Origin of the sequence: Enterobacter sp. 61D5, assembly GCF_034107965.1 — a bacterium.
Classification (GTDB): domain Bacteria; phylum Pseudomonadota; class Gammaproteobacteria; order Enterobacterales; family Enterobacteriaceae; genus Enterobacter; species Enterobacter cloacae_M.
The window spans coordinates 1-19104 of record NZ_JAWNFK010000001.1 but is presented as its reverse complement, the minus strand read 5'-3'; the positions used below and the strand labels follow the sequence as shown (position 1 = coordinate 19104).

Here is a 19104-nt window from a genome sequence, read left to right as displayed (position 1 = left end):
TGTGATTTTCTCCGTCATCTTTACTCTTAAGATGTATCTAGCCCTGCCGGAGCAGTGGCTGTTGTCCCGCCGCTATCACTCTGATCACATGTCGGTGGGGTATGATTTACTGCGCAGCCTTCGCCGAGTGACACGGCAGGAGCAGCTGCTGTTCCGTAGTGACGTGTTGTGGCATAGCCAAAGCACACTGTGCCCGTGCATCCCAGCTTACGTTCAGACTCTCCCCAGGTACAACCCCGGAGAGCCATACCAGACCGCTGTCACCTACCATACCGAGTTCACGCCCCTTACTGTTCGTCACGCTAGCTCCGAACGGTGGATGGCTGCCGTCGGCAAGACGCAGCACCGCAAACAGTCGCGCGCCTTTTAGTACATCGAACATCCGATAGCCTATCGCCCCCTCGGTCAGTACTGATTCCGCTACCGAACCGGTGGCCTCCATGTCGTCCGGCAGTCTGTTAAGGTCCACCGAGGTGGTGCTTCGGTAATAACTGCTCATGTCCGTCACCACCCCGATACCCCAGCGGTTGGTGGAAACTCGGCCACCATTGACGGGGACATCCGCTATGCCATCGGTATCAACTAGCAGACGGGTGCCGCCATTCCCCCCGCCCGCATGGAGAGCGGCACCTTTCGCCGTAATCGTTGCTCCGCCGCTCAAGCTCATCCCGACCTGGGAATACTGGCTCTGTACCGAAGAGGCATTCACGGACACATTGACCAGCGGGCTAGTGTGGCTGTAGTAGGCGTTAAACTGCCCGCCATCATCCTGATTTTTCCCACCAGTGTTTAAGCCGGCATTGAGGTTATAGCTGTCGAGCCCATTGTTGAATGTGTCGCTGTAGCCCACGCTCTGACTGTAACGGTGATTACTCAAATTGCCGCTATAGCTGGCCTTACCAGCACCCCAAGGTACCGACAAGCGTAGAAACAGCGAGTTATTGGGGGCTCCATCAAACGTTGAACGCGAGGCAGTAAGCCCGCCAGAGATATTACGAAAACCTAAGGCATCGAAGTAACGGTTCACTGAAAGGGTGTAGTAGTTATCCGCCGGACGATCCCAGAAGGTCTGGTAGCTGTACTGCAGGCTGACCGACATATTCAGGTCTGGAAAGTTCTTGTTTAGGCTTGAGGTATAAAGCTCTTTATTCCTGTTCCTGAAGTCGTCCCGGTAACGTGCATCAAGGTACTGCTGCATAGTCATGTAATCCTTCTCCGAGAAGCGGTAGCCGGCGAAGTTGATGTCAGTGTCGACCTCATCAAAGCGTTTGGAATAGCTTGCACGCCATGACTTGCCTTTAAGCGTTCCGTATCTTCCCCCGAGGCTGGAGGCAGACTGCGTCAGGTCCAGCGATAACGTACCGAACTTATTCATATCATGGCCAACGCCTAAAGCCAGGGCGTTATAGTCTCCGGCTATCGTGGCACCGCCGTAAAGTGACCAGCTGTTAGTCAGACCCCAAGAGATTTCCCCTCCGGCGAACCCAGGCCCTTCAGTCTCATGTCGCTGCGGACTGAGGGAGCGCCCGCTGACCAGTTTGTACCGTATCTGGCCCGGGCGCGTCAGATACGGTACGTAGGCGGTGGTCACCTGAAAGGTCTTTTTCAGTCCGTTCTGCTCGATGATCTCCACATCCAGCGTACCGCGCACGCTGCTGTCGATGTCCTGGATGGTGAAGGGACCCGCGGGCACAGTCGAGTCATACAGGATGCGCCCCTGCTGGGAAATCACGACCCGAGCATTGGTGTCAGCAACACCCGAGATCTGTGGTGCGTAGCCGCGCAGCTTTGGAGGCAGCATCCGGTCGTCACTCTCTAAGCTTGCCCCGGTGTAACGCCAAGTGTCAAAAATCGCTGAGTTTATGTAGTTTTCCCCGACCGTCAGTTTTGACTGCAGGCTAGGAATGGCCCGGTACATGTAAAATCGCCTCCAGTCGAACTCACTGGTTGTTCCGTAATTACTTCCAGTGGTGTGTTTGAGGTTACCTTGGTAGTCAGCGCGCAGGCGCCAAACGCTGGCGTTAGCGCCTACGGTACCGTGATAGCTCAGAGACTGGGTCTGATCGCCGTGCGTAGGTTTACTGGCGTTGCCGTTGAGGTTGTAGTCAAACAACAGGCCAGAAATTCCGTTTTCCCAGCGTGAAGGCGGCAGCCAAGTGGCATCGATATACTCAAGCCACGCCTGCGGCATGTTTACATGAAGGACACCAGACGCAATGTCAGTGCGGATTTCGGTGCCCTTCAATGCGCTAAAATCTGCGCACAGACCTTTGTTCCAAAGAGTAATTTTTTCCCGTGCGGTGGGGATTAGCCCCATTTTGTCTACTATCTCTGCCGTAAGGCATGCCTTCGGCAGCGGTTGACTTTCCCCACTGGCAGGCTGCTCTATAACGTCAACCGTCATTGCTGACGGTGAAATGGGCTGATCATTAACCATCACCTGCATCTGATACTTGCCCGGCATGACGTAGCCAGCACTGGAAAAACGCGAAAAGTCGACATTACTCCGGTCTGCAGCATCCAGTACGTCGGTATTGAAGTCAACAGCTGCACCCTGTCCTACGTAAAGGATAAATAAGACTGCTGCAGTTACTCTGCTGACTAGAAAGGAGCTATTGATTTTTTGTTTCATTACAGTGTAACCAGTTAAAAGTATTACTTATACCTGCATGAAAAAGGGCATAAGATTGCCCATTTCTATTATTTTAGGTCCCGACGTAGACGTACCATAATTATTCATAATCCACTTTAAAACGCAGAGCGGCATAATAATCTCCTGCGCTCAGAGGTACCGTGTTGCGAACCAAGCGAAGGGTGTAGTCTAGAGCCTGCTCATTGCCGTATATCTCCAGTGCTGGCATCACCTTTCCCGCACGTGCCACGAACCCTGTACTGTCCAAGATTTGCAGGTCAATGCCCTTGGCACGCCCGGTGACAGAAAAGCGTTCAGGAGTTTCCCCTCGCAACCCCTCAAAGGTTATCCGCATGCGCTTGAAAGTAAAAACATCTTGGCTGGCGCCTGCAAGTTCACAGTCCCTTAGATGCAGCCTCAAGATCTTTTGCGGTCCGTCTATTCCCTGCACCAAATCCCTAATTGGGGTCTCGCCCATATCGACGGACTGCCAAGCATCTTCCATGTTCAGCGAGCAGGCAGGCGCAATAACATGTCCCGTGAATTTAGCCTGCCCTCCCCACTTGGCATGTGCCTCGCCAGAATAATCCTCAAACGGCATGGCCGATACCGGAAAGGTTAATGGTGAAGCCAGAACACATCCAGCGAACACTATCATCAGTTTCGGAATGGCTGATTTTCTCATCTTCTGGCTTCCTCCCTGAGTGGTTATTACTGGTCGAGGCACTGCCAATCCCTTATGGGTAGGTCATGGTGAAGTTAGATACAGCGGTGAACTCACCTTCTGCCACAGTAGCACCACTCGCCTTTACCAGCGATGCCGTGTACTCCAAGAAGGTGTCACCGTCAGCCACCATGACGGCCTTGGTCGGTGTACCAAACACGACATCTTCGCCGTAACCATTGAGCTTAATTGCCGTGTTAGTAGTGCCAGCGGTAAGCAGTTCCGTGGAAGTTCCGCCCACAACAGCGCCACCGAAGTTCACCTGTACGCCTTTCGCAGCGGTCGCGGCATCACAGTTGATAAGCTTGATAGTCAATTTCTGCTCGGATTTACCTCCGTTCTGCAAGAATGACTTTGTAATATCACCGAACTCGATAGTCTGGTCTTTAGATTCTGGGGCAATGCTGCATGGAGCATCAATTACGTAGCCATGGAAATTAACAACTCCTGCACCCTGACCTGCAGCTGAAACACCGAAAGACGTCAAAATTGATGCAAGAGAAACTGCTAATACTGTTGATTTCATCGTGATAATCCTTGTAAATGTTAGTTCAGAATTAATTTCCGGCTTAAACTGCCGGAAGTAACAGTTTCCAGAGTAAAACTGCTATTTCCGGCACACTAAGCACTTTATATGGTGCAGGTCTATGCTGCATAATTTTCTGGCTTTCCACTGTCTTCTTTTTTATTTTCCTCTTTCTGTAGCCGAATCACTTTATAAGAACGCTGAGCGCAAGGCCTAAGATTTTACTTCCCAGCCGCGGCTTAAGGTATACGTCTGCATTAATGGCTTAGAATTATGCCATATTCTTGATCAGTGGAGCATATTATCAGGAGTTACTTTACCCCTACAAAAACCGCAACACTTCCGTCTTTTTGATATATTTCATAATCAACTTCATATTTTCTTTCAATCAAGCTTAATTCTTCATCACTCCAAACATTAGCCCACGTTTTTGCAACCGTATTTGGCAGATCGGTACTATTTTCAATAGAATAACACTTGTATTTACCCTCAGGGAGGGTAAAAATAGACGCTACATTCCCTATGGATGACTTAGCTTCAATTCCTGTTAGATAATCGAAATCACCTTTATAATCACTCTCGTAATTGGTATAAATAGCATATATACTTTCACTGCCTAGATACCGCAAAACCGATGAGAAAGCTTCGGCATATTTTCTGCTGGAATCTAAGTCGTAAAAATTGTTAGTCCTGCAACTACCCATTACTTTTACTTGGAACATAAACTCTCTATTATCAAATAACACACCAAAAACAACAATGCAAATGGTACAATTCGCTCAATCTATTTCACTTTTATCATATAGATAGAAAATGACATACAAACTATACTAAAGTGCATAGGGAATTAATTATGGTGATTTTTTTTAGCACTCACATCTTTCTCATGTTCAAGGATTAAAATCCTGCTAAAATTAACTAGTCACTTGAACCCTCTTGCTCTCTTATAATCATTTCTTTCTCTACAAGTTTGTCTATGTAGTTTCTTCTGTTTTTCACCTTTACTAAACGGCAAATATACTCATGTGCATTGTCTACATCGTTCAGAGTTAAGCACCGCTCAATTCGTTTAACAATCAAATAATTAAGTTCAGACATAAAAGTCTCTAAGTAAGATTAGGAGGAAAAGACTCTTGATGATGCCATGACATAAAGCCCTAACATGAATAAACTTATGTTATGAATTTCCTACCCGTACCTGAGGCATTCTCACCGGCAGAGAGCCGATTTCTCTAAGAGGAATAGCAGGCCAGAGAAAACCTTGGCATGCGTCAGCACGTGTCTCTTTAACCACAGCCATAAGCGAATTATCTGATACTCCCTCTGCGACTATTTTCACGCCCATAGCATTGGCTAACGCTGACAATCCACTCATAAAGGATATGCCCTCAGGTAGTGTTGCTAGCTTACTAAATAGCCCTCGATCAAGCTTAACAACCTCGAAACGGCTCTTCGTAAGCCATGTAAGCCCAGTTGCACCTGCACCGAAGTCGTCCATCCACAGAGGTGCAAGCAGATGAATAGCATCCAGTACCGGATCAGGTGCTCTAACACCGCCAGAAGCTACGAAGTCCTCGCTTATTTCAATTCTCAACCATGGAGAAAGGTTGATCACTTGCTCTGCTAGATCCGTTCTAGAAATTAAGACTAAAGCTTGTATGCGGATAAGGTTCAGGCTTACTAAAACCTTCTTCATTTCGCACCATGGACGCAGAAGAGTTAGAAGCTCCAATTGCCAAGTCAGGATACGCGTCAGCTCAGGCTGCGTGATGCTACTGAAAAATTCACATGGCGGATAAAAATGCTCGTCATTGCATTCTTGCACTCGAGTTAGAAGTTCTATTCCCTTAAGACAATAGTCTATGTTCCAGATAGGCTCTATAACTGGTGTCAACTCCCAGAGCTTGCCGAAAGCAATCACCCTCAGATTCAAATCTTGTTGATGTAACGCAAAGATATTGGTTTGCATAATGCCTGGATTCCTGTTCTATTTTTGCTCTTCAGCCATCTGCATAAATGTGTTTTAGGTATCTTTGAATTTTTATTTTCTTATTGCTTCTTATCAATTGCACAGCTGCTAACACCAACGAGTTTATTTTAAATTTTTTAGAATCATTCTAATCGATATGAACATATTAAAGCACTCAATCCTTTTCTCAGCAATAGCCCCCTCGCAAATATATCAAAAGAACTTAAAACCAATAAATACACAAAAAACAGAACTAAACACTACAAAAAAACCATTAATCAAAACAAAAATAATAAAATAATATAAACAAAGACACCTAACACTGACTGTTTTTTATTTTAATAAGTTCAAAATTATGATATTTTAATTATTTTCTCCGATACCCTTTTTGATGGGATTACGGAGTTAGCGTTCTTGTTACGGCATTCACATTTGAGAAATACAATAAATAACAAAAACAAATATAAAAAATTAAATCAATATTATTAAATTGAAGCAATATCAGTAGCGCCCTTTCATGGCGAGCCTCACTGTTGCGCAGCTCCGATGGTTTGCATGCCCTGAGCCCTACTTTAGGGTCAGTTTGGATATCGAAAATTATTGTACTATAAGGGCTTCCCCGGCATGTCAACGCCGGTTTTATGGTTTCTGTCTGCTCTTCAGTAAAAATAAAGGGGAGAAACTGCGGTACTATAAACGGCCATGTTGAATCGTCATCGATTCGGGCCCTGATGAAAGACGCGCGTGAGGTTCTTGTTCGTTAAGCGGATACGTATATCCTGTACAATAGCCAGATAGGCCTCACGGGGTCCAACCCTTTATCATCAACGAATTGCAGGTCAGATGGTTATACTGCTTCGAGCTTTAGTAGGCTGAGTACAGCCGGAAATCATCACCGTAATGTAGTGATGCCCAGCATAGCCGCGCGTTTTTGGCGGTGATGGCCACAACAGCCCTCCAGTATCCTCTGCGCTCAACCAACATACAAACCCAACTGCTGAATGAGTCAGTCCTTTTCTCAGCACCAATTAGCACTGAACGAGCCCCCTGTACAAGAAGCGTTCGCAGATACGAATCGCCAGCTTTCGTTATCCTGCCAAGCTTTGACTTTCCGCCGCTGCTGTACTGCGATGGCGTCAGCCCCAGCCAGGCTGCCAGCTGGCGCCCATTCTTAAAATCATGTGCATTACCTATACTGGCGACCAGCGCACAGGCTGTTGTGGGGCCAACCCCCTTCAGCTCCATCAGCCGCTGACTGCGATGCTCTGTTTTGGCCATGCGGGACAAAATTCGGTCATATTCAGCTATGTTGGCTTCGATGCGAGCAACGTGCTCCAGCAAATCATCAACACATTGCTGAACCTGAAGTGGCAAAGAGCTCTTCTGCTGAGAAACCATGTGACGCAGGGCATCCGTACTTTGTGGCGCGATGACGCCGAATTCAGATATCAATCCTCGCAGGCGATTATACGTTGCTGTTTTCTCTTCGATAAATCCCTGACGAGTGCGGTGCAGGCACTGCATCGCCTGCTGGCTTTCATCCTTAACTGGTACAAATCGCATGTGTGGGCGACGAACCGCTTCACAGATAGCCTGTGCATCAGCTGCATCATTTTTCCCTGATTTGATTATGCAGTTGTAAAAAGCACTGTATTGATCAGAAATATGGGTATAAAACTGACGTCCAGGCTCCTGCCCGTATTTCGCGTTAACCTGCCCTGCGTAGCGGCCTGAGCTGCCTGTTCTGAAATTCTGTCCTTCTGATAATGACGTTGTTCCGTCTCCCCAAAATGCCGCCAGTGGTCTTTTACCCTGCGCATTTACCAGCTCTGCAAGAGCGGCTGGATAGGTTTCGTCGCGGATGTACCATGCCTGAATATCTTCGAGTGATGATTTGGTGCTCCCGGGGCAGGCTTCTGCCATTTTGGTCAGGCCAAGATTGATGCCATCCGCAAGAATGGTGGTGAGGAGCAGGCGGGTATCGGGACGAGTAATGTCATTTTTTATATGCGAAAAATGACGGGTAAACGTAGTCCAGCTGTTTACCTCGTCGAGAATTTCCGTGATTTTAGGTCGCGGCAGCATGCTGTAAACCAGTTCTGCCAGCGGTTAAACCTGTGCCGGAACGCAGTCATCCAGCGGAGAGACTTTTACGCCGTTGTCGGATATTTCCACATAGGGCAGTTCACCAAGGGCAGCTATAGCATTGACCTCTTCAAGTCTGGACTGAAGCAGAGTCATACGGCTGGCAATGTACTCATGATAATCAGCAGATATCGGGGCAGGGTGCCCACCCTTATAAAATTCCTGCGACGGTTATCGCCCGCGAGATCATGGAGCAGGGTTATCGTGGTGGTATGACCATCCTGAGAGAGTTCATACGTTCACTCGCTATCCCTCAGGAGCAGGAGCCTGTCGTTCGCTTCGAAACCGAGCCCGGACGGCAGATGCAGGTTGACTGGGGGACCATGCGAAACGGCAAGTCCCCCCTGCATGTGTTCGTTGCCGTTCTGGGGTACAGCCGAATGCTGTATATCGAGTTCACTGATAACATGCGCTATGACACGCTGGAAGCCTGCCACCGCAATGCGTTCAGCTTCTTCGGTGGTGTGCCGCGGGAAGTGCTGTACGACAATATGAAAACAGTAGTGCTACAGCGTGATGCTTACCAGACCGGCCAGCACCGGTTCCATCCATCCCTGTGGCAGTTCGGCAAAGAGATGGGCTTCTCTCCACGGCTGTGTCGCCCCTTCAGGGCACAGACTAAAGGCAAGGTGGAGCGGATGGTGCAGTACACCCGCAACAGCTTCTACATCCCGCTAATGACGCGCCTGCGCCCGATGGGGATCACCGTTGACGTTGAAACAGCCAACCGCTACGGCCTGCGCTGGTTGCACGATGTTGCCAACCAGCGGAAACATGAAACTATCCAGACCCGCCCGTGCGATCGCTGGATCGAAGAACAGCAGTCCATGCTGGCTCTGCCGCCGGAGAAAAAACAGTATGACGTGCAGGTAGGCGAAAGCCTGGTGACCTTCGACAGACAGCCACTGCATCATCCGCTGTCTATCTATGACACGTTCAGCAGAGGAGTCGCATGATGGTCGAGCTGCAACATCAACGCCTGATGGTACTTGCTGAACAGCTGCAACTGGACAGCCTTATCAGCGCCGCACCTGCTCTGTCGCAACAGGCTGTGGATCAGGAATGGAGCTATATGGACTTCATGGAGCATCTGCTTCATGAGGAAAAACTGGCCCGGCATCATCGTAAACAGGCGATGTATACCCGGATGGCGGCCTTCCCGGCAGTGAAAACGTTCGAGGAGTATGACTTCACCTTCGCCACCGGTGCTCCACAGAAGCAAATCCAGTCGTTGCGTTCACTGAGCTTCATAGAGCGGAACGAAAACATCGTGTTGCTGGGGCCATCCGGCGTGGGGAAAACGCATCTGGCAATAGCCATGGGCTACGAAGCGGTACGGGCGGGTATCAAGGTTCGCTTCACTACGGCGGCAGATCTGTTGCTTCAGCTGTCCACGGCACAACGCCAGGAGCGCTATAAAACAACGCTTCACCGTGGCGTGATGGCGCCAAAGCTGCTCATCATCGATGAAATAGGCTATCTGCCGTTCAGCCAGGAAGAAGCAAAGCTGTTCTTCCAGGTCATCGCCAAACGTTATGAAAAGAGCGCGATGATCCTGACCTCCAACCTGCCGTTCGGGCAGTGGAATCAGACGTTCGCCGGTGATGCGGCGCTAACATCCGCGATGCTGGACCGGATCTTGCACCACTCACACGTTGTTCAAATAAAAGGAGAGAGCTATCGACTGAAACAGAAACGAAAGGCCGGGGTTATCGCTGAAGCTAATCCTGAGTAAAACGGTGGATCAATATTAGACCGCCGGTGGAGATATAAGTGGAAAACTTTTTACCCGTTGTTGACAGCAGCGGGCATCGTTAACTTAAGATACAAAAGCTGTCCGGAGATGGCGGGTCAAGATCATCGATTAAATTAAGTATTTGCTCTGTTTAAGTTGCCCAGCGTAATCCTGCGACGCTCAGCAGGATCATGCCGATGCAGACAAGTTTCCAGAACGTTACAGTATCCCCCATCCAAAACATTCCGACGATGGTTGTCCCGGCAGCGCCAATACCGGTCCAGACCGCATAGGCGGTTCCTACAGGCAAAACCCGTAACGCTATCGTCAGCAGGCACAAACTGCCCGACAGCGTTAAGAGCGTACCCAGCATTAGCCATGGTCGCTCAAGCCCATTTGCAGATTTCAAGCCGACTGCAAATAAAATCTCCAGAAATCCGGCACAGATCAGCAGTAACCAGGATGTGTTATAAGCCATTTGATGAAACCTGTGTGATGATAAAAAGGCAGCCGGTTAAGGCGCGCTAAAGGGAGGTAAATGATCAGTCCGTCAACAGTTTGCCGCTGAACAGGCTGATAAGGGTTTTGACCAACAACACGGTCAGTGCCGCAGTAAGAAGCAGCAGAATTACAGCAGCGATTGCCATCAAAACGGTATTTTCCCGGGCATGTGCATATTTAAGCGCGGCATTGCTCAGGGCCGCAACGGGAAAGCTGATTGCCCACCATGACGGGGAAAAGGGCACATCGCGACGAAAAATTTTGAAGCTCAATATCACGAACAGAAACAGGCCGAAGTAGAACAATACGCTGGCAAAACGGTCTGTCTCGCCGAACACGCTGGTGTATGCAAGGAAACCGACTTCAAAGGGTGCTATCAGAACCATCAGTGAAGGCATCATGCCTTTGGCCAACATCGTCTCATGCACCAGCCGTTGAAAAATCCGGGTGAAAAAAACCATTGCCAGTACTGCACCCACTGCAAGGGCAAACAGGTTGAACTCAGCAGCCCAGATCATTTGTATGTGCTCACCGGTTACTGCAATATCGAGAGTTGCAACCCCCGGAATCAGCCAAGCAGGCACTGCATTTAATGGATCCTGATTGCCCGACAACATACGTGAAACCACCAGACCTGCGAGCAATACCGTCAGTGCACTGCCCAGAATCCAGAGTCCCTGTCCAAGCAATTTGTTGTGGGGGGCTGCTACTGCCGAAAGCAGTAACAGCGCAATGGTGACGGTGCCAAAAAAGTTGCTCGAAATCGGATGGTTGAACTCGGCCTTCACCACTCCCGGGTGTTTTGCCCATTTGATAAGGTAACCTAGGGTCAGCAGTACAAATACCATCCCGGCCAGCGCACCAATCGCTTCACCAAAGACGCCGCCGATGCCGTAATACTGACCACTCAGGCGCCATGCGAGGGCCAGCCCAGCCAGGCCCATGACTGAGCCGAACAGATTAACAGGCAGGTTTTTGATGGATGTCGTGCTGTTTTTTTCCAGTTGAGAAGCACCGACGGTGGGGGTATAGGCAGAGTTCATGGCAGTCTCCTGTTTGACTGAATTTGCTGTTGAATCTATTATCAGCCAAATATATTTTGGCTGATATGTTCATTAAGCGACATATTCAGCCAATGACTCGACGAGGACAGACATCATGCGCATAACCCTCCTGGCATTCCCCCGGGTACAGCTGTTGGACGTTGTCGGCCCTGCTGACGTCTTTGCCGAAGCAGCCAGACAACTGGGTAATCCACGCGCCTACAGTGTCGAAGTGATCGGAACTCGCAAGGGGATGATCAAAGGCTCAAACGGTTTAAAAATTGGCATCGACAAAACCTTCGAAACCAGTAAAGGCAAGATTGACACCTTGCTCGTGGCTGGCAGTCCATACATCGACGAAATTGCGCTTGATCCTGCACTGCAGGACTGGCTACGTCGGCAGATGAAATCCGTACGCCGTATCGGTTCGGTCTGTAGTGGTGCTTTTATTCTGGCAACCGCTGGCCTGCTCGACGGACGCCATGTCACCACTCACTGGAATTGCAGCGCAAAACTCGCAAGGGAACACCCAAAAACGCACGTTCATCCGGACAGCATCTATATCAAGGATGGCAATCTCTACACTTCTGCGGGGGTCACGGCGGGGATGGATCTGGCTTTGGCACTGGTCGAAGAAGACTATGGGAGAAAACTGGCGCTCAGCGTTGCCCGTGAAATGGTGATGTTCTTCAAACGGCCTGGAGGGCAAGCGCAGTTCAGCGCACAACTGGCTGCACAAACCGCCGAACGCAGCGTAATCAGAGAAGTGCAGGATTATGTTGTGGAGCACCTGAAATCCGATTTGAGCGTCCCCACCCTGGCCGCTCGCGCGGGTATGAGCGAGCGTAACTTCGCACGTACCTTTAAGACCGAGGTGGGGATGACTCCTGCAGAATTTGTCGAACTGGCACGAATCGATGTGGCCAGACGGCTAATCGAAGATGCGGACGTATCACTCAAACGCCTAGCCAGCACAGTCGGTTACGCAAATACGGATGGGTTCAGAAGGGCATTTATGCGGCGTATCGGAGTGAGGCCACGTGATTATCGAAAGCGTTTTTCATCAGTGTGATATCCGGCTACGGAATAAGCGTGTTCCGTTATTTGACGGATAAAATTCATTTGTAAACCCTGGGGAGGCATGCCCTCCTCCCTGTATCTAAAACGTGGATTAATATGAACGGACTCAGATTTGGCAAAGCCTGTGTAGTCAGGTTTGGCCAGGGTTATTCAAGCCCGCAACATAGCGACAGACTCACAAACTGAGCCGTTCATCTGAATCCCGGACAGTTGTCAGGACTTCAAATCGTATTTGCAGGGGGGGATAGATGAGCGGCTCACATCAACATTGTGCAGCCATTGATGTTTTGACAGGAGCAGTTAGCAGTATTTCCCGCCACTTTACTGTGCCAAAGGATCCTGACATATGTTGGTGGTGCTAAGTTTCAGCGTCTTTCGTAAACCAGTATCTTTTTCTCCTGTCTGGTGTGCTATCAATTTTCGGTTGTCAGCCCTGACCGATCCTGCCCGGAAGATTTCCGATACACATCAGCGTTCCAGGCTTCCTGAGCGGTCTGAACCCCCTGCTCTTCCAGCAACAGTATTGAGACGGCAACCGGATTTATTCGTCAATCGCAGTTTTAATGCGCCAATCAGCTCACAGTAATGTTCCAGTTCAGATGGTGGACCCCAGCTTAAGATTATTACGCCAGACGTAATCGCCACTCAGATTGATATGTTCCCAGCCCAGAGGAGAAAGATGAGATACCAGTTGCTCATTAATCGGGATACCTTTTAGTTTCAGTGCCTCAATGGCTCTTTCTATATATACCGTGTTCCACAACGTGATCGCCGCTGTCAGCAACGTTAGCCCGCTGGCGCGGTAACTCTGATTCTCCAGACCACGATCCCTGATTTCACCCAGACGATGCATAAAGACCGTCTGTGCAGCAGGCTCCGGTTCCGGGAAAATAGTGTCCATCATTTTTAATGGACACTATCGCTTGAAACACCGGACATGCCTTCTCGAGGTACTTCGCCTCCACTTTGAAGAAAAACTGCCGCGCATTGAGGCCGGACGCCGGTTAGGCATCCCCAAAACCACGGCCTGCGATCTCTTTGTTCGCTTCAGGAAAGCCGGTCTCTCCTGGCCTTTGCCGCCACGGATCAACGCAAAAAACCTGGATAAACGCCTTTACCGGCAGAACTCCCGAAAATCGTCCATTCTTCCCGTAGTCCCTGCGCTCTGCGAAATCCCTGTCGCCCGCAAACGACCACGACGTCCCAACTTCCCCCGCGACTTCAAAATCGCACTGGTGGCGCAGTCGATGCAGCCCGGCGTCAGCGTGGCACAGCTGGCCCGTGAAAATAACATTAACGACAATCTCCTGTTCAACTGGCGACGTCGTTATCAGCAGGAACTGTCAGGGACTCCGGCCAGCACGCCAGCACTGCTCCCTGTGACGCTGACCGCTACCGAAAGGCAGGTCAGCCCGCTGACACCCTCTGCGGAAGAGTCTCCCTGCTGCGAACTGGTTCTGCCCGCCGGTACGCTGCGTATTAGTGGAAAGCTGACGCCAGAGCTGCTGCAGATGCTTATCCGGGAAATGCAGGGAGGATGCCGGTGATATCACTCCCTGCGGGCTCCCGCATCTGGCTGGTGCCGGCGTGACGGACATGCGCAACGGCTTCAATGGCCTTGCTTCCAGAGTGCAGAACACGTTACGGGATGACCCCTTCAGCGGGCATCTGTTCATCTTCCGGGGGCGTCGCGGCGACATGATAAAGGTGCTGTGGGCGGACCGGGACGGCCTGTGCCTGTTCACCAAACGCCTGGAACGGGGGCGCTTCGTCTGGCCGGTGACCCGCGACGGCAAAATCCACCTGACGCCGGCGCAGCTGTCCATGCTGCTGGAAGGCATTAACTGGAAGCATCCGCAGCGAACGGAACGCCCTGGAATACGCCTGTAACCTGCTGTAAAGTGTGGTTATGGAGACCTCATACCCTGACGAAAACGCCCGGCTCAGGGCGCTGCTGCAGGAGCAGCAGACCACCATCCGCAAAATGGCGGAGTATAACCGCCTGCTCTCACAGCGGGTGGCGGCATACGCCAGCGAAATTAACCGGCTGAAGGCGCTGGTCGCTAAGCTGCAGCGGATGCAGTTCGGCAAAAGCTCCGAAAAGCTGCGTGAGAAAACGCAGCGCCAGGTGCGCGAGGCAGAGGAGCGCATCAGCGCCCTGCAGGAGGAGATGACGGAGGTGCTGGGAGAGCAGCATGACCCGGTACTGCCCCAGCCGCTGCGCCAGTCTTCCTCTCGCAAACCGCTGCCGGCATCGCTTCCCCGAGAAACCCGCACGCTGTCGCCGGCAGAAACCGCCTGTCCGGAATGCGGTAGCGAGCTCACTGCGCTGGGCTGCGACGTATCGGAGCAGCTCGAGCTTATCAGCAGCGCCTTTAAGGTTATCGAAACGCAGCGGCCGAAGCTGGCCTGCTGCAGCTGCGACCACATCGTTCAGACACCCATGCCTTCAAAACCCATTGAGCGCAGCTATGCGGGGCCCGGCCTGCTGGCGCGCATCGTCACGGCGAAGTTCGCCGAACATGTGCCTCACTATCGTCAGTCAGAGATATACCGTCGTCAGGGTGTTGAACTGAGTCGTGCCACGCTGGGGCGCTGGTCCGGCGCGGTCAGCGAACTGATGGAGCAGCTGTACGACCTGCTTCGCCAGTACGTGCTGATGCCGGGTAAGGTGCATACCGACGATATCCCTGTGCAGGTGCAGGAGCCGGGCAGCGGCAAAACCCGCACGGCCCGGCTGTGGGTCTACGTCCGGGATGACCGTAACGCGGGGTCACAACTTCCACCGGCGGTATGGTTCGCGTACTCGCCGGACCGGAAAGGCGTGCATCCACAGCAACATCTTGCCGGGTACAGCGGTATCCTGCAGGCGGACGCGTACGGTGGCTACAACGCGCTGTACGAAGACGGCCGCATCACCGAAGCGGCGTGTATGGCACACGCCCGCCGAAAAATCCACGACGTCCACGTCCGCCTCCCAACAGATATCACAACCGAAGCACTGAGGCGCATCGGCGAACTGTACGCCATCGAGGCGGAGATACGCGGCAGTCCGGCAGAGGAAAGGCTGGCGACCAGAAAAGCCAAAGCCATACCGCGGATGCAGTCGTTGTATGACTGGATACAGGAACAGATGAAGGTGCTGTCGCGCCACTCGGATACGGCGAAGGCGTTCGCCTACCTGCTGAAGCAGTGGGACGCGTTAAACCTGTACTGCAGCAACGGGTGGGCGGAGATCGACAACAACATCGCGGAGAACGCACTACGTGGCGTAGCCCTGGGCCGGAAGAACTGGCTTTTCGCTGGTTCAGACGCGGGCGGTGAACGTGCTGCGATCCTGTACTCGCTGATCGGCACCTGCCGGCTGAATGGTGTGGAGCCGGAGGCGTGGCTGCGCTATGTCCTGGGACATATCCAGGACTGGCCGGTAAACCGGCTGCGCGACCTGCTGCCGTGGAAAACCGATCTCACATCTGCATAAGCGTCAATACGGTCTGGATGTGACGCTTACCAAGAGCATTACGGGCCTCCCCTTTATTCAGCCCCGCCTGTACCCGCTGGCACAGACCCGGATCACGAAACCAGTCCAGCATAAACAGTGTTCGCTCGATGCGCCCAATCTCTCTCAGCGCTTTGGCAAGCCCATTTTGTTTTGGGTAAGCGTCCAGCCACTGCCGTCTGTGATTCTAGTTGCGGGATCGTTAGGTTAGAGATCCTTCTAAATCAGATGGAGTTCTATTCATGGAAAATGCAGCTGACTGGCGAACTGAATCCCGTACTTTTTATTCCAACGACTTCAAACTTCGCATTGTTGAAGAGGCTTCTCACCCGGGCGCTAACGTCGCCAAAATAGCGCGAGAAAATGGTGTCGCTCAGAACTGAACCGTACCGGGTTTTCGGGAGTCTAAACTTTCAGTGAAAGGAGACCCAAGATGACAGAACTTGAACAAACGAGAGATTATGTGAAAAAGGTAACCACCTGCTTTTTAGGCGTTTTTTTATTTTTACTGGCCTCAGTTGTTGAAGCAAATCCTCAGGACAGAGCACATGAAACGGTTGAGCGCTTTCTGAAATGGGAAAGGAGTGTTAAACCAAGCGGTATCTATCGTGGAAAACTGGGGGGCGGACTCCCTTTACTTATTTCACCGGAATTACTGTGCCTGCTGGAGAGCGCATCTGATTTACGGGAACGTGCTATCCGCGAAGCTCCTGACGAGAAACCTCCTTTTGTGGAAGGAAATCCATTTCTACCTAATGCCTGGGAGCGACCACAGAGCTCAGGGATTATTTCTTCTAGTATGGTTCCCGGCACTAAAATGAGCATTGTGAGGGTACGCTTTGACTATGGGGCCGGCACTGTCTTTACCGGGACTTTCAGGGTTTATGATGGCGCTCAGGGGGCTAAGATTTCTGACGTTGACGCCGGTGGGGCCTGTGATTTCTGCCAGCGTGGCAGTTTGCGAAAAGAACTCTACACTTCACTTCAGGTATATTCGGGGATTAACGCTTCACAATGTAAGGATCTTGCCAGATGAGGTCACCATGAATCACCACGGGTTTAACTGACACCTCAGAGTTATTTAAGATGGCTTAAAGAGAGGTGCCCATGAGCGGTAAGCGTTATCCCGAAGAGTTTAAAATTGAAGCAGTCAAACAGGTTGTTGATCGTGGTTATTCTGTTTCCAGCGTTGCAACACGTCTCGATATCATCACCCACAGCCTTTACGCCTGGATAAAGAAGTACGATCCGGATTCCTCCACTCATAAAGAACAGTCAGATGCTCAGGCCGAGATCCGCCGTCTCCAGAAAGAGCTGAAGCGGTTTACTGACGAACGGGACATATTAAAAAAGCCGCGGCATACTTCGCAAAACTGTCCGACTGAGGTACGCCTTTATCCGTGACAACGCCCGTTGCTGGACTGTTCGCCTGCTCTGTCGGGTGCTGGATGTTCATCCCAGTGGCTTTTACGCCTGGCTTCAGCAGCCGCATTCACAACGCCATCAGGCAGACCTGAGACTGACAGGACAGATTAAACAGTTCTGGCTGGAATAGGGATGCGTCTATGGTTATCGCAAGATCCATCTGGATCTGCGGGACAGCGGGCAACAGTGCAGAGTCAACAGAGTCTGGCGACTGATGAAACGAGTCAGGATAAAGGCTCAGGTCGGATACCGGAGCCCGCGGGCACGTAAAGGCGAGGCCAGTATCGTGTCGCCCAACAGGCTCCAGCGACAGTTCACGTATAGGAAATTGAAACTCTCCATGCCCGTGAATGTAGTGGTTAAAATTTAACCTCCTCCTGATTCGTATGCCTCCGGGTCAGTCTGTGCTCCGCAGGCCGGTGATAATCTGTGTTTTTCCAGGTCATTTTTCAGGCTGCCAGAGTGCGCAAGGCGGATCTTCCCTGCATCACGCCGGGATATATCTCATCAGACTGATGTCCCGCGCGTGGATTTTCAGCCCCTGCACATTCAGGCCCGCCACCGCCCGGCGGTAAACCATCGTCCCGCCGCACAGCACGCATTCGAACGGGTCACGCCGCAGGAACTGCTTGAATCCGGATGTTCCGGATCAGCGTTGGGTAACCGACATAACCTCTATCAGGACCCACGAAGGCTGGCTGTATCTTGCAGTGGTTGTTGATCTGTTCTCACGCAAAATTATCGGCTGGTCCATGCAATCCCGGATGACAAAGGACATTGTCCTGAACGAACTGCTGATGGCTATATGGCGGCGTAATCCCCAAAAACAGGTGCTGGTTCATTCGGATCAGGGCAGTCAGTACACAAGCCATGAGTGGCAGTCGTTCCTGAAATCACAAGTCCTGGAGGGCAGCATGAGCCGTCGCGTTAACTGCCACGATAATGCGGTTGCAGAAAGCATTTTCCAGTTGTTGAAACGCGAACGGATAAAGAAAAAGATCTACGGAACGCGGGAGGAAGCCCGCAGCGATATTTTTGATTACATCGAAATGTTTTATAACAGTAAGCGTCGGCATGGTTCGAGCGAGCAGATGTCACCGACAGAATATGAAAACCAGTATTATCAACGGCTCGGAAGTGTCTAGATTATCCGTGGCGATTCACCTTCATGACGATAGAAGAACAACAGCGGTGGTTCAGTGACTACCGAGAAGAATTTAACCACGAAAGGCCGCATGAAGCCCTAGCGGGAGCAACGCCCGGAACGGTGTGGCAACCCTCAAGCCGACAATGGGATGGCAGGGTTCCTGAATACACTGATCCGGCAGGGGGATGGTCTAAAGAGTAAAATCGAGGGGAACACTCTATATGGGTAAAAAAGGACAGTGTTCCTGAGTGAAGCCCTGACTGGCGAGTACATTATGCTGGAAGAACAAGATGATGGCCTCCAGGCCATCATCTTTAATAGAATAACGCTTGCGTACTACGACCGGAAAACCGAGAGTGTGCTCCGGATAGACTAAAAGTGTTACCTATGTTCCCGGTTTGATCTGTCACCTATGTATCCGGTCATACAGAAATCCTCCCCTGGAGAGTAGCACAGCCAACTGAATAACACATCCCCGTCAATACGGTTCTCGCTGCACTCTTACGGACAGTGAAGCGAAGGGTGCGTCAAGATTCACGTTGTGGAGCTCCACCAGAGGCTCAGGCTCCACCGCCTGGCGGGAGAGCAAACCTTCTAAAGGCTGTAACCGCGGTCCGGTGATGGCATGCAGCATCGGAGATAGAAATACAGTGTACATTACAATAGCTGTAGGAAAAG

At 51.2% G+C, this 19104-nt stretch carries 14 protein-coding genes and 10 pseudogenes; 11 read left to right on the top strand and 13 right to left on the bottom strand.

Going from position 1 to position 19104, the window contains the following annotated elements:
• Window positions 1–106: 106 nt before the first annotated feature.
• The 6 genes and pseudogenes from UTM25_RS00115 to UTM25_RS00090 all read right to left on the bottom strand — a co-directional run.
• Window positions 107–2632, bottom strand: a complete 2526-nt coding sequence (locus UTM25_RS00115; protein ID WP_253543580.1) for a fimbria/pilus outer membrane usher protein — start codon at window positions 2630–2632, stop codon at window positions 107–109.
• A 100-nt stretch (window positions 2633–2732) separates the two neighbouring features.
• The gene (locus tag UTM25_RS00110) at window positions 2733–3317 is read right to left on the bottom strand and encodes a fimbrial protein (RefSeq protein ID WP_253543581.1); all 585 of its coding nucleotides are present in this window, start codon (window positions 3315–3317) and stop codon (window positions 2733–2735) included.
• A 52-nt stretch (window positions 3318–3369) separates the two neighbouring features.
• Window positions 3370–3882, bottom strand: coding sequence for a fimbrial protein (locus UTM25_RS00105; RefSeq protein ID WP_151413109.1), 513 nt, complete (start codon window positions 3880–3882; stop codon window positions 3370–3372).
• A gap of 311 nt (window positions 3883–4193) precedes the next feature.
• Complete coding sequence (locus tag UTM25_RS00100) at window positions 4194–4604, bottom strand: GyrI-like domain-containing protein (RefSeq protein WP_320704276.1); 411 nt, start codon at window positions 4602–4604, stop codon at window positions 4194–4196.
• A gap of 455 nt (window positions 4605–5059) precedes the next feature.
• A complete protein-coding gene (locus UTM25_RS00095; protein WP_151413107.1) occupies window positions 5060–5851 on the bottom strand; it encodes an EAL domain-containing protein in 792 nt (263 codons plus the stop codon).
• 864 nt (window positions 5852–6715) lie between these two features.
• Window positions 6716–8137, bottom strand: a pseudogene (locus tag UTM25_RS00090) (IS110 family transposase); the annotation flags it as partial.
• A gap of 2 nt (window positions 8138–8139) precedes the next feature.
• On the opposite strand from UTM25_RS00090, the pseudogene istA reads away from it, so the two are divergent.
• Together istA and istB are read left to right on the top strand one after the other, a co-directional pair.
• Window positions 8140–8952: pseudogene (gene istA / locus UTM25_RS00085) on the top strand (IS21 family transposase); the annotation flags it as partial.
• Window positions 8949–9731 (top strand): IS21-like element helper ATPase IstB, encoded by a 783-nt coding sequence (gene istB, locus UTM25_RS00080; RefSeq protein ID WP_151413106.1) that lies wholly within the window; start codon window positions 8949–8951, stop codon window positions 9729–9731. The pseudogene istA and the gene istB, both read left to right, overlap by 4 nt.
• Before the next feature lie 151 nt (window positions 9732–9882).
• Here istB and UTM25_RS00075 read toward each other — a convergent pair whose 3' ends face one another.
• A complete protein-coding gene (locus UTM25_RS00075; RefSeq protein ID WP_151413105.1) occupies window positions 9883–10209 on the bottom strand; it encodes a DMT family transporter in 327 nt (108 codons plus the stop codon).
• A 64-nt stretch (window positions 10210–10273) separates the two neighbouring features.
• A complete protein-coding gene (locus UTM25_RS00070; RefSeq protein ID WP_151413104.1) occupies window positions 10274–11275 on the bottom strand; it encodes an SLAC1 anion channel family protein in 1002 nt (333 codons plus the stop codon).
• Window positions 11276–11390: 115 nt separating this feature from the next.
• On the opposite strand from UTM25_RS00070, the gene UTM25_RS00065 reads away from it, so the two are divergent.
• Window positions 11391–12347 (top strand): GlxA family transcriptional regulator, encoded by a 957-nt coding sequence (locus UTM25_RS00065; protein ID WP_151413103.1) that lies wholly within the window; start codon window positions 11391–11393, stop codon window positions 12345–12347.
• Between the two features lie 512 nt (window positions 12348–12859).
• Here the strand turns inward: UTM25_RS00065 and UTM25_RS00060 are convergent.
• Window positions 12860–12961, bottom strand: a pseudogene (locus UTM25_RS00060) (hypothetical protein); the annotation flags it as partial.
• Window positions 12951–13223 (bottom strand): annotated as a pseudogene (locus tag UTM25_RS00055) (Tn3 family transposase); the annotation flags it as partial. The pseudogenes UTM25_RS00060 and UTM25_RS00055, both read right to left, overlap by 11 nt.
• A gap of 25 nt (window positions 13224–13248) precedes the next feature.
• Here UTM25_RS00055 and tnpA point away from each other — a divergent pair.
• The 3 genes and pseudogenes from tnpA (at window position 13249) to tnpC (ending at window position 15836) form a co-directional block, all read left to right on the top strand.
• Window positions 13249–13902 (top strand): IS66-like element accessory protein TnpA, encoded by a 654-nt coding sequence (gene tnpA, locus UTM25_RS00050; protein ID WP_320714111.1) that lies wholly within the window; start codon window positions 13249–13251, stop codon window positions 13900–13902.
• Window positions 13899–14245 (top strand): annotated as a pseudogene (gene tnpB, locus UTM25_RS00045) (IS66 family insertion sequence element accessory protein TnpB). The gene tnpA and the pseudogene tnpB overlap by 4 nt, the downstream one beginning before the upstream one ends.
• A 19-nt stretch (window positions 14246–14264) precedes the next feature.
• Window positions 14265–15836 (top strand): IS66 family transposase, encoded by a 1572-nt coding sequence (tnpC, locus tag UTM25_RS00040; RefSeq protein ID WP_320714110.1) that lies wholly within the window; start codon window positions 14265–14267, stop codon window positions 15834–15836.
• 25 nt (window positions 15837–15861) lie between these two features.
• Here tnpC and UTM25_RS00035 read toward each other — a convergent pair.
• Window positions 15862–16023, bottom strand: a pseudogene (locus UTM25_RS00035) (Tn3 family transposase); the annotation flags it as partial.
• Window positions 16024–16096: 73 nt separating this feature from the next.
• Between UTM25_RS00035 and UTM25_RS00030 the strand changes: the two are divergent.
• From UTM25_RS00030 to UTM25_RS00020, 3 genes and pseudogenes are all read left to right on the top strand, one after another.
• Entirely contained in the window at window positions 16097–16237 is a 141-nt protein-coding gene (locus UTM25_RS00030; protein WP_194401938.1) for a transposase, read from the top strand.
• 50 nt (window positions 16238–16287) lie between these two features.
• Window positions 16288–16890 carry a hypothetical protein gene (locus UTM25_RS00025; protein WP_194401939.1) on the top strand — a complete coding sequence of 201 codons (603 nt, stop codon included), beginning with the start codon at window positions 16288–16290 and terminating at the stop codon, window positions 16888–16890.
• A gap of 71 nt (window positions 16891–16961) precedes the next feature.
• Window positions 16962–17595, top strand: a pseudogene (locus UTM25_RS00020) (IS3 family transposase); the annotation flags it as partial.
• Window positions 17596–17766: 171 nt separating this feature from the next.
• Here the strand turns inward: UTM25_RS00020 and UTM25_RS00015 are convergent.
• Window positions 17767–17910, bottom strand: a pseudogene (locus UTM25_RS00015) (IS91 family transposase); the annotation flags it as partial.
• 13 nt (window positions 17911–17923) lie between these two features.
• Between UTM25_RS00015 and UTM25_RS00010 the strand changes: the two are divergent.
• A pseudogene (locus UTM25_RS00010) lies at window positions 17924–18424 on the top strand (IS3 family transposase); the annotation flags it as partial.
• A gap of 23 nt (window positions 18425–18447) precedes the next feature.
• Window positions 18448–18627: an integrase core domain-containing protein gene (locus UTM25_RS22560; protein ID WP_194401940.1), complete on the top strand. Its 180-nt coding sequence runs from the start codon at window positions 18448–18450 to the stop codon at window positions 18625–18627.
• Between the two features lie 277 nt (window positions 18628–18904).
• Here UTM25_RS22560 and UTM25_RS00005 read toward each other — a convergent pair.
• Window positions 18905–19104 (bottom strand): annotated as a pseudogene (locus UTM25_RS00005) (hypothetical protein); the annotation flags it as partial.

Bases quoted from the DNA above. Each gene is read 5' to 3' on its own strand.
- UTM25_RS00115 (WP_253543580.1), bottom strand. From the start codon at position 2,632: ATGAAACAAAAAATCAATAGCTCCTTTCTAGTCAGCAGAGTAACTGCA.
- UTM25_RS00110 (WP_253543581.1), bottom strand. From the start codon at position 3,317: ATGAGAAAATCAGCCATTCCGAAACTGATGATAGTGTTCGCTGGATGT.
- UTM25_RS00105 (WP_151413109.1), bottom strand. From the start codon at position 3,882: ATGAAATCAACAGTATTAGCAGTTTCTCTTGCATCAATTTTGACGTCT.
- UTM25_RS00100 (WP_320704276.1), bottom strand. From the start codon at position 4,604: ATGTTCCAAGTAAAAGTAATGGGTAGTTGCAGGACTAACAATTTTTAC.
- UTM25_RS00095 (WP_151413107.1), bottom strand. From the start codon at position 5,851: ATGCAAACCAATATCTTTGCGTTACATCAACAAGATTTGAATCTGAGG.
- istB (WP_151413106.1), top strand. From the start codon at position 8,949: ATGATGGTCGAGCTGCAACATCAACGCCTGATGGTACTTGCTGAACAG.
- UTM25_RS00075 (WP_151413105.1), bottom strand. From the start codon at position 10,209: ATGGCTTATAACACATCCTGGTTACTGCTGATCTGTGCCGGATTTCTG.
- UTM25_RS00070 (WP_151413104.1), bottom strand. From the start codon at position 11,275: ATGAACTCTGCCTATACCCCCACCGTCGGTGCTTCTCAACTGGAAAAA.
- UTM25_RS00065 (WP_151413103.1), top strand. From the start codon at position 11,391: ATGCGCATAACCCTCCTGGCATTCCCCCGGGTACAGCTGTTGGACGTT.
- tnpC (WP_320714110.1), top strand. From the start codon at position 14,265: ATGGAGACCTCATACCCTGACGAAAACGCCCGGCTCAGGGCGCTGCTG.
- UTM25_RS00030 (WP_194401938.1), top strand. From the start codon at position 16,097: ATGGAAAATGCAGCTGACTGGCGAACTGAATCCCGTACTTTTTATTCC.
- UTM25_RS00025 (WP_194401939.1), top strand. From the start codon at position 16,288: ATGACAGAACTTGAACAAACGAGAGATTATGTGAAAAAGGTAACCACC.
- UTM25_RS22560 (WP_194401940.1), top strand. From the start codon at position 18,448: ATGACGATAGAAGAACAACAGCGGTGGTTCAGTGACTACCGAGAAGAA.